Genomic DNA, 9217 nt, shown 5'->3' with positions numbered 1-9217 from the left:
CCACCGCCGTATGTTCCCCTCACCCTAACCCTCTCCCCGGAGGGGCGAGGGGATTGCTCAGTGCTCGCATTAATTTGTGGGGAACCCTCAGCCCACAGGGAGAGGGTTAGGGTGAGGGTACCCAAAACCCCTCACAGCATTGCAACCACGCCTGTGCGCTGTGCGACAGATACACCCCTTCACGCCAGATCATCCCTAACTGCCAGTGCAGATCGCTCTCCAGCGGGATCCAGCGCAGCGTGTTTTTATCCAGCCGCTCGCAGATCGGCTGCGGCAGAATGGCTATCCCCACGCCCGCCTGTACCATCGCCGCCAGAAAATCCCACTGGCCGCTGCGCACCGCAATGCGCGGCTTTACGTTGTGCTGGTTAAACAGCGCCATCAGCTGGCGGCTTAAGGCGAAATCTTCGTTGTAAATCAGCAGCGGGTGTTCGCCGAGCAGCTCGGGTTTTACTGATTCAATCTTCAGCCAGTCGCCGGAGCGCGGCACCAGCACGCACAGCGGGTGGCTGAACAGCGGCAGCGTTGCCAGCCCGCTCTCTTCTTCCACGGGAAGGGCCGTCATGGCCACGTCCAGTTCACCGTTCATCACCGCCTGCTGCACGGTCAGGCCGCCAAACTCAGAGATTTTTAGCTCAACGCCGGGATAGCGCTGGCGAAACAGGCTAATCGGCCCGGCCATCATCATGCCGACCATCGGCGGAATGCCGAGCCGCAGCAGCCCTTTTGTCAGGTGGTTGATGTCCCCAAGCTCGGCCTCCAGCTGGCGGAACTCCGCCAGAATTGCCAGCCCGCGCTCGAACACCACGCGACCGGTATCGGTCAGCAGCAGCTTGCGCCCGTCGCGGATCAGCAGGGTACAGTTCAGCTCATCTTCGAGGTTTTTCAGCATCTTACTGATGGTAGGCTGGGTTACGAATAACTTCTCCGCTGCGCGGGTAAAACTTTGCTGGCGAACCACCTCGACAAAATAGCGCAGCGTTCTTATGTCCATGATTATTCCTCGAAACTATACCTTCGATGATTTTAATTCATTTCAGTCGATACCGTACGCTCACTATACTGGCGCCTCGTCTCATTTCTGAGGAAAACCCCCATGGCCGTGGCGTTAAGCCGTGTTACGCCTGCCGTTGTTCAACGACTCCAGGTACCGGTTCAGGTACTGCTCTACGCGGGACTGTTTGTTTTTGCTGAATATCTTGTCGACTGGCTGAACCTGCCTTTACCCGCCAACCTGGTGGGAATGGTGCTGATGCTGACGCTGATCCTCTGTCGCGCGTTGCCCCTTAGCTGGGTGCGGGCCGGTGCGCGCTGGCTGCTGGCGGAGATGCTGCTGTTCTTCGTTCCGGCCGTGGTGGCGGTGGTGAATTATGCGCAACTGCTGATGGTCGACGGCTGGCGCATCTTTGCGGTTATCGCCCTGAGCACGCTGATGGTGCTGGGCGCCACCGCCTGGGTGGTGGATAAAGTGTATCGCTTTGAAATCAGCAGGCAGAAGCATGACTAACTTTCAGATAAGCGTGCTATGCCTGATTGCGACAGTCGTCATTTACTTTGCCAACAAGCGCCTGTATCGCCGCTTTCGCACGCTGCCGCTGATGCCGCTGGTCTTTACGCCGATCCTGCTGGTGCTGATGTTGGTCTTCGGCCATATCTCCTGGCAGAACTACATTGGTGAATCCCACTGGCTGCTGTGGCTGCTCGGCCCGGCGACTATCGCCTTTGCGGTGCCGGTGTATGACAACCTGGCAATTATTAAACGCCACTGGATGTCGCTCAGCGCGGGTGTCGTCACCGCGACGGTAGTGGCGGTGTGCAGCTCGGTCTGGCTGGCGCGGCTGTTTACCCTGTCTGATGAAATCCAGCGCAGCCTGGCGGTACGCTCGGTGACCACACCGTTCGCGCTGGCGGCGGCTAAACCGCTCGGCGGACAGCCGGATCTGGTGGCGCTGTTTGTGGTGGTGACCGGCGTGTTCGGCATGGCAGTGGGGGATGTGCTGTTTCTGCGCCTTTCCATTCGCGAAGGGATGGCGAAAGGGGCGGGGTTTGGCGCGGCGTCGCACGGGGCGGGGACGGCACGTTCGTATGAGCTGGGACAGCAGGAAGGCGTTGTTGCAAGCCTGGTGATGATGCTCTCGGGCGTGACAATGGTATTAATCGCGCCGCTGGTGGCGTGGGTGATGTTTTAAGTTCCCCGGCCAGAGCGACCGGGGAGAAAAGGTTTAGTGCGCGCGGCCCTGCTCAACACCCAGGCCGGTTTGCGAGCGGATAAACTGGGCGCGGAATTTCTCACGCTCCAGGTTACCCTCCGGCGAGTTGTCGGTCGCTGAGAAGAACCAGATCCCGATAAACGCCACGGCAATGGAGAACAGCGCCGGGTATTCATACGGGAAGATAGCGCTTTCGTGACCGAGGATCTGCACCCAGATGGTCGGGCCGAGGATCATCAGAATCACCGCCGTCAGCAGCCCCAGCCAGCCGCCAATCATCGCCCCACGGGTGGTCAGTTTTGACCAGTACATGGAGAGCAGAATGATCGGGAAGTTACAGCTTGCCGCAATCGAGAAGGCCAGCCCCACCATAAAGGCGATGTTCTGCTTCTCGAACAAAATCCCCAGCAGGATGGCGACGACGCCCAGCACCAGTACGGTGATTTTGGAGACTTTCAGCTCATCGCGCTCGCTTGCGCCTTTGCGGAAAACGTTGGCGTAGAGATCGTGCGATACCGCAGACGCACCAGCCAGCGTCAGCCCTGCAACCACCGCGAGGATGGTGGCGAAGGCCACGGCAGAGATAAAGCCGAGGAACAGGTTACCGCCTACCGCGTCGGCCAGATGCACCGCCGCCATGTTGTTACCGCCGATAAGCGCGCCCGCCGCGTCTTTAAACGCCGGGTTTGCCCCCACCAGCATGATCGCGCCAAAGCCGATGATAAAGGTCAGTATGTAGAAGTAGCCCATAAACCCGGTGGCGTAGAACACGCTTTTACGCGCTTCACGTGCATCAGACACCGTGAAGAAACGCATCAGGATATGCGGCAGGCCAGCGGTACCGAACATCAGGCCGAGACCGAGCGAGAGCGCGGATATCGGATCTTTCACCAGCCCGCCCGGGCTCATGATCGCTTCCCCTTTCGGGTGCACTGACATGGCTTCGGTAAACAGATTATTGAAGCTGAACCCGACGTGTTTCATCACCATAAAGGCCATAAAGCTGGCGCCGAACAGCAGCAGTACCGCTTTGATGATCTGTACCCAGGTGGTGGCCAGCATGCCGCCGAACAGGACGTACATCACCATCAGCACGCCTACCAGCACCACCGCGACGTGGTAGTTCAGACCGAACAGCAGCTCGATCAATTTACCCGCGCCCACCATCTGCGCAATCAGGTACAGCGCCACCACAACCAGCGAACCGCAGGCGGAGAGCATGCGGATGGGGCCTTGTTTGAGGCGGTATGAAGCTACGTCTGCAAAGGTGTAGCGGCCAAGGTTACGCAGGCGCTCGGCAATCAGGAACAGAATGATCGGCCAGCCGACGAGGAAGCCGAGGGAGTAGATCAGGCCGTCATACCCCGAGGTATAAACCAGCGCGGAGATCCCGAGGAACGAGGCGGCAGACATAAAGTCTCCCGCTATCGCCAGCCCGTTCTGGAAGCCGGTAATGTTGCCGCCCGCGGTGTAGTAATCGTTACGGGAGCGCACGCGTTTCGACGCCCAGTAGGTGATGTAAAGCGTTAGCACCACGAAAATCAGGAACATGATAATCGCCTGCCAGTTGGTTGGCTGGCGCTGGACCTCGCCGGTAAGGGCATCTGCCGCATGGGCAGCAAAGGGAAGTGTGGCGGCAAGCGCCGTCAGGACTCGCTTCATGATGCTTTTACCTCGCGCAGAACTTCTCTGTTAAGGCGATCGAATTCACCGTTCGCACGCCAGACATACACACCTGTCAGCACAAACGAAATAACGATAACGCCAATGCCAATTGGGATGCCGCGCGTAACGCTGGTTCCGGCGTGCAGCGGCGTACCGAGCCACTGCGGCGCAAAGGCGATCAGCAGAATAAAGCCGACGTAAATAACCAGCATGATGATGGAAAGGATAAAGGCAAACCGTTGCCGTTTTTCGACGAGCTCCCTGTAGTGCGCACTATTCTCTATCTGCTGACAAATATCGTTATTCATCACAGAGTCTCCAAAGGTAAGGTTGGTTTGTTTTTATCCCCTCTCCCCTATGGGGAGAGGGTTAGGGTGATGGAAGGAAGGTGCGGTCTGATGCCCTCACCCCGGCCCTCTCCCACGGGGAGAGGGAGAAAACACTAGGAAGGCATTGCGATGGCCTGCTTCTCTTCGAGCAGTTTGTCCACCACGCCAGGATCGGCAAGCGTTGAGGTATCACCGAGGTTGCTGGTGTCGCCCGCTGCGATTTTGCGCAGAATACGGCGCATAATCTTGCCGGAACGGGTTTTCGGCAGTGAGTCGGTCCAGTGCAGCACGTCCGGCGTGGCCAACGGGCCGATCTCTTTACGCACCCAGTTACGCACCTCGGTATACAGCTCTGGCGACGGCTCCTCGCCGTGGTTCAGGGTGACGTAGGCGTAGATCGCCTGGCCTTTGATGTTGTGAGGAATGCCGACAACTGCCGCTTCGGCAATCTTCGGATGCGACACCAGCGCAGACTCAATCTCCGCCGTGCCCAGACGGTGGCCGGAAACATTCAGCACATCGTCCACGCGTCCGGTGATCCAGTAATAACCGTCTTCGTCCCGGCGCGCGCCGTCGCCGCTGAAGTACATGTTTTTAAAGGTTGAGAAGTAGGTCTGCTCGAAGCGCTCATGGTCGCCGAACAGGGTACGCGCCTGGCCAGGCCAGGAATCGACGATTACCAGGTTGCCTTCGGTGGCCCCTTCCTGCGGATTGCCTTCGTTGTCCACCAGCGCGGGCTGCACGCCGAAGAACGGACGGGTGGCCGAACCGGCTTTCAACTGCGTGGCGCCCGGCATCGGGGTGATCATGAAGCCGCCGGTTTCGGTCTGCCACCAGGTGTCCATCACCGGGCACTTCTCGTTGCCGATCTTCTTCCAGTACCACTCCCAGGCTTCCGGGTTGATCGGCTCGCCCACGGAACCGAGGATGCGCAGGGAAGAGCGGTCGGTCCCTTCGATGGCTTTATCGCCTTCCGCCATCAGCGCACGGATCGCCGTTGGCGCGGTGTAGAGAATGTTGACCTGATGCTTATCGACCACCTGGCACATACGCGCCGGCGTTGGCCAGTTAGGTACGCCTTCAAACATCAGCGTCGTTGCGCCGCAGGCCAGCGGGCCGTACAGCAGGTAGCTGTGACCGGTGACCCAGCCCACGTCGGCGGTACACCAGTAGATGTCGCCCGGATGGTAGTCGAAAACGTATTTAAAGGTGGTGGCCGCGTAAACCAGATAGCCGCCGGTGGTATGCAGCACGCCTTTCGGCTTACCGGTGGATCCGGAGGTATAAAGGATAAACAGCGGATCTTCCGCGTTCATCTCTTCCGGCTGATGCTGGTCGCTCGCGTTTTCAATCAGATCGCTCCACCACAGGTCTCGGCCTTCGTGCCAGTCGATGTTGCCGCCCGTGCGTTTGAAGACAATGACGTTATGGATGGATTTCACGTTCGGGTTTTTCAGCGCTTCATCGACGTTTTTCTTCAGCGGAATGCCGCGCCCGGCACGCACGCCCTCGTCAGCGGTGATCACCAGCTTTGAGTTCGAGTCGACGATACGTCCGGCAACCGCCTCCGGCGAGAAGCCACCAAAAATAACGGAGTGGATCGCGCCGATGCGCGCGCAGGCCAGCATAGCCACCGCGGCTTCCGGCACCATCGGCATATAGATCGCCACCACATCGCCTTTTTTAATGCCCTGGGCCAGCAGCACGTTGGCGAAGCGGCAGACATCGCGATGAAGCTCTTTATATGAGATGTGTTTGCTCTGAGAGGCATCATCGCCTTCCCAGATAATGGCCGTTTCGTTGCCGCGTTCGGCAAGATGGCGGTCCAGGCAGTTCGCCGCCAGGTTCAGCGTGCCGTCTTCATACCATTTAATGGAGACGTTGCCCGGCGCGAAAGAGGTGTTCTTTACCTTCTGATAAGGTTTGATCCAGTCGAGGATGTGGCCCTGTTCACCCCAGAATGCGTCAGGGCTGGAAATGGACTGCTGGTATTTCTCCTGGTACTGCTCCGGGCTTATCAGGCAACGGTCCGCAATGTTTGCGGGAATGTCGTGTTTGTGTATTTGGCTCATGGCTTTTTTTCTCCTTGTAAGATGTTAATAATATGTCGCAAAAACGTTAATAGTAGGGCCTTTACAAGCTTTGTTTAGTATTTGGGCGACAGATCACGCAATGTCTGAAGAGTATGAAAATTGAGCGAATGAAACTTTGAAGGGAAATAATTCATCTGAAGAATTATTCACTTTTTTGTTTGTAAAAGTTTTTTCATAACAATCGGTTATTGATGTGGATTGCTATTAATTACCGTCAATGACGCTTTTTGCAGTGAAATGCCTTGTTCTTTAAGGCTTGCGCAGCATGCCGTGCAAATGATACTCATACGGCGCGTTAAAAAATCCCATAAACCAGCGCAACACAATTCATACCCTTTCAGTATGTCTCCATATTCATGCAGTTTTGCTGGTGCGGAGATTTCATTGAGGAAGTCAGTTTCTATGAAAAATTTGAAAGTCAGCCTGGCCTGGCAGATCCTGCTGGCCCTTGTGCTGGGCATCTTGCTGGGCAGTTACCTCCATTACCATAGCGACAGCCGCGAGTGGCTGATTGCGAACCTTCTCTCGCCAGCGGGCGATATCTTTATTCATCTGATCAAGATGATTGTTGTGCCGATTGTGATCTCGACGCTGGTGGTCGGTATTGCCGGGGTAGGTGATGCGAAACAGTTAGGCCGCATCGGCGTTAAAACCATTCTCTATTTCGAAGTGATCACCACGGTTGCCATCATTCTTGGTATCACCCTGGCGAACGTGTTCCAGCCAGGTTCCGGGATTGATATGTCGCAGCTGGCGACGGTGGATATTTCGAAATACCAAAGCACCACCGCCGACGTGCAGAGCCATTCGCATGGGCTGATGGGGACTATCCTCTCGCTGGTGCCGACCAACATTATCGCGTCAATGGCGAAGGGCGAGATGCTGCCGATCATCTTCTTCTCGGTGCTCTTTGGTCTGGGGCTTTCTTCCCTGCCCGCGACGCACCGTGAACCGCTGGTAACGGTGTTCCGCTCTATCTCTGAAACCATGTTCAAAGTCACCCACATGGTGATGCGCTATGCGCCGGTGGGTGTTTTTGCGCTGATCGCCGTAACCGTGGCGAACTTCGGCTTTGCTTCCCTGTGGCCGTTGGCGAAGCTGGTGATTCTGGTGCACTTCGCGATCCTGTTCTTCGCGCTGGTGGTGCTGGGGATTGTGGCGCGCCTGTGCGGGCTGAGCATCTGGATCCTGATCCGCATTCTGAAAGATGAGCTGATTCTGGCGTACTCCACGGCAAGCTCCGAGAGCGTGCTGCCGCGTATCATTGAGAAGATGGAGGCCTACGGTGCACCGGCGTCCATTACCAGCTTCGTTGTACCGACCGGTTACTCCTTCAACCTGGATGGTTCAACGCTGTATCAGAGTATTGCGGCAATCTTTATCGCTCAGCTGTACGGCATTGACCTGTCGCTGTGGCAGGAAATCGTGCTGGTGTTGACCCTGATGGTGACCTCAAAGGGTATCGCAGGCGTGCCGGGCGTCTCCTTCGTGGTGCTGCTGGCGACGCTGGGCAGCGTCGGTATTCCGCTGGAAGGCCTGGCGTTTATCGCCGGTGTGGACCGTATCCTCGACATGGCGCGTACCGCGCTGAACGTGGTGGGTAATGCGCTGGCGGTGCTGGTAATCTCCAAGTGGGAACACAAGTTCGACCGTAAAAAAGCGCTGGCGTATGAACGCGAGGTGCTGGGTCGTTTTGATAAAACGGCTGACCAGTGATGTAAAAATGCCGGGTGGCGGCTTCGCCTTACCCGGCCTACATAACCGTAGGCCCGGTAAGCGCAGCGCCACCGGGCAATAATTTACTCCCCGCTCAACGCATCAAACTCTTCACACCCGGTATCAAACCCTTCCGTACAGCTCAGGTTTAACCAGTAAAGCGCTTTCTGTTTATTCGGTGTGATAAAGCCTTTCTCACCCTGCCTGAACAGCATGCCTGCCCAGTACTCCGCATAGCCCGTCCGGGACAGAGCCGAACTCCGCTTGAACCACGCCGCAGCCTGCACGTCATCCTGAGGGACTTCAACGCCGTTGGCATAGATCAGCCCCAGCAGCTGTTGCGCGTCTACCGCCGAGTCGCTATCGATGTCTTCGGTCGACGTTTGCAGCAGTTTAATGGCCTGCGGGTAGTCGGTCTTGCCTGCTTGCGTGTTTACCAGCACCCGCGCCAGCATGATCGCGCCGCGTTTGCTGCCCGCAATGTTTGCCTGTTGGGCCAGAGCTTTGGCCTGTGCGTAGTCGCCCTGCGTAAAGAGGATTTGCGACAGCAGCGCCATGGCGTCGATATTGCCGCCTTTCGCCGCTTTCTCGGCCCACAGCGCGGCCTGCTTGCTGTCGCCGGAGCTGAAGTACGTATCGGCAAGATAATACTGGGCGCGCGCATCACCGGCTTCCGCCTGTTTTCGATACTGGCTGCCTATCTCATCGGCACGGGCAAAGGCGGTTAAAAATAACAACAACAGAAAAATGGCTTTCATGGATTCTTATCATCGGGGTACATGCCGCGCAGTATAATCGCGGTGACAGAAGAAAAAAACGGGTGCGTTAAGACCTCAGCATCCCACAAGCCGGGCGGAACACGCGTTCCGCCCGAAGAGGTTAGCCTGCGTTACAGGCTAATTTCGCCGCCACCTCCTGATGTTCACTCTTTATTGAAAACTCACATAACTTATCGCGAGTAATAAAGGTAAAGATCACTATCGTCAGGCAAATAATAAAGACGATGCCTAACGTAGTTTTTAATGGCGTCATGCCTTTTACTCCTTGTGAAAAATAGAATAAGAGGCTACTCTCAACCTGTTGGTAGTTGAGGGGTAGCCTCGGGTTGTACTGACCCCAAAAAGTTGGACAGTTAAACACGAGGCACATAGGTCTGGGTTCGATATTCAATTGGACTCAGACCTTTTAATTTCAGGCTAATTCT

The 9217-nt window shown here is 56.6% G+C and carries 9 protein-coding genes; 3 read left to right on the top strand and 6 right to left on the bottom strand.

The features are described 5' to 3' along the window. Positions 1-106: 106 nt before the first annotated feature. Entirely contained in the window at positions 107-994 is an 888-nt protein-coding gene (locus tag ACOTZP_RS23650; protein ID WP_022646759.1) for a LysR family transcriptional regulator, read from the bottom strand. Positions 995-1096: 102 nt separating this feature from the next. On the opposite strand from ACOTZP_RS23650, the gene ACOTZP_RS23645 reads away from it, so the two are divergent. Together ACOTZP_RS23645 and ACOTZP_RS23640 are read left to right on the top strand one after the other, a co-directional pair. Continuing rightward, positions 1097-1507, top strand: coding sequence for a CidA/LrgA family protein (locus ACOTZP_RS23645; protein ID WP_022646760.1), 411 nt, complete (start codon positions 1097-1099; stop codon positions 1505-1507). Beyond that, positions 1500-2189, top strand: a complete 690-nt coding sequence (locus ACOTZP_RS23640; RefSeq protein ID WP_022646761.1) for an LrgB family protein — start codon at positions 1500-1502, stop codon at positions 2187-2189. Before ACOTZP_RS23645 ends, ACOTZP_RS23640 begins: the two co-directional genes overlap by 8 nt. 33 nt (positions 2190-2222) lie before the next feature. On the opposite strand, the gene actP is transcribed toward ACOTZP_RS23640, so the two are convergent. From actP to acs, 3 genes are all read right to left on the bottom strand, one after another. Beyond that, positions 2223-3872, bottom strand: coding sequence for a cation/acetate symporter ActP (gene actP, locus ACOTZP_RS23635; RefSeq protein ID WP_023299099.1), 1650 nt, complete (start codon positions 3870-3872; stop codon positions 2223-2225). Next, positions 3869-4183 (bottom strand): DUF485 domain-containing protein, encoded by a 315-nt coding sequence (locus ACOTZP_RS23630; RefSeq protein WP_022646763.1) that lies wholly within the window; start codon positions 4181-4183, stop codon positions 3869-3871. The genes actP and ACOTZP_RS23630 overlap by 4 nt, the downstream gene beginning before the upstream one ends. A 134-nt stretch (positions 4184-4317) precedes the next feature. Continuing rightward, positions 4318-6276 carry an acetate--CoA ligase gene (gene acs / locus ACOTZP_RS23625; protein ID WP_023299100.1) on the bottom strand — a complete coding sequence of 653 codons (1959 nt, stop codon included), beginning with the start codon at positions 6274-6276 and terminating at the stop codon, positions 4318-4320. A gap of 423 nt (positions 6277-6699) precedes the next feature. On the opposite strand from acs, the gene gltP reads away from it, so the two are divergent. Next, positions 6700-8013 (top strand): glutamate/aspartate:proton symporter GltP, encoded by a 1314-nt coding sequence (gene gltP / locus ACOTZP_RS23620; protein ID WP_022646765.1) that lies wholly within the window; start codon positions 6700-6702, stop codon positions 8011-8013. Between the two features lie 83 nt (positions 8014-8096). Here the strand turns inward: gltP and ACOTZP_RS23615 are convergent, their stop codons facing one another. Continuing rightward, the gene (locus ACOTZP_RS23615; RefSeq protein WP_023305268.1) at positions 8097-8771 is read right to left on the bottom strand and encodes a tetratricopeptide repeat protein; all 675 of its coding nucleotides are present in this window, start codon (positions 8769-8771) and stop codon (positions 8097-8099) included. Positions 8772-8892: 121 nt separating this feature from the next. After that, positions 8893-9045, bottom strand: a complete 153-nt coding sequence (locus ACOTZP_RS23610; protein ID WP_023295770.1) for a Hok/Gef family protein — start codon at positions 9043-9045, stop codon at positions 8893-8895. Between the last annotated feature and the right edge of the window lie 172 nt (positions 9046-9217).

The organism is Enterobacter cloacae complex sp. SYL001 (assembly GCF_049237025.1).
GTDB lineage: Bacteria > Pseudomonadota > Gammaproteobacteria > Enterobacterales > Enterobacteriaceae > Enterobacter > Enterobacter intestinihominis.
The sequence above is the reverse complement of the archived record's forward strand: the minus strand, read 5'-3'. Positions and strand labels throughout refer to the sequence as shown.

What these genes read in the sequence shown, in the direction of transcription:
- ACOTZP_RS23650 (WP_022646759.1), bottom strand. Translation starts at nt 994, where the DNA reads ATGGACATAAGAACGCTGCGCTATTTTGTCGAGGTGGTTCGCCAGCAA.
- ACOTZP_RS23645 (WP_022646760.1), top strand. Translation starts at nt 1,097, where the DNA reads ATGGCCGTGGCGTTAAGCCGTGTTACGCCTGCCGTTGTTCAACGACTC.
- ACOTZP_RS23640 (WP_022646761.1), top strand. Translation starts at nt 1,500, where the DNA reads ATGACTAACTTTCAGATAAGCGTGCTATGCCTGATTGCGACAGTCGTC.
- actP (WP_023299099.1), bottom strand. Translation starts at nt 3,872, where the DNA reads ATGAAGCGAGTCCTGACGGCGCTTGCCGCCACACTTCCCTTTGCTGCC.
- ACOTZP_RS23630 (WP_022646763.1), bottom strand. Translation starts at nt 4,183, where the DNA reads ATGAATAACGATATTTGTCAGCAGATAGAGAATAGTGCGCACTACAGG.
- acs (WP_023299100.1), bottom strand. Translation starts at nt 6,276, where the DNA reads ATGAGCCAAATACACAAACACGACATTCCCGCAAACATTGCGGACCGT.
- gltP (WP_022646765.1), top strand. Translation starts at nt 6,700, where the DNA reads ATGAAAAATTTGAAAGTCAGCCTGGCCTGGCAGATCCTGCTGGCCCTT.
- ACOTZP_RS23615 (WP_023305268.1), bottom strand. Translation starts at nt 8,771, where the DNA reads ATGAAAGCCATTTTTCTGTTGTTGTTATTTTTAACCGCCTTTGCCCGT.
- ACOTZP_RS23610 (WP_023295770.1), bottom strand. Translation starts at nt 9,045, where the DNA reads ATGACGCCATTAAAAACTACGTTAGGCATCGTCTTTATTATTTGCCTG.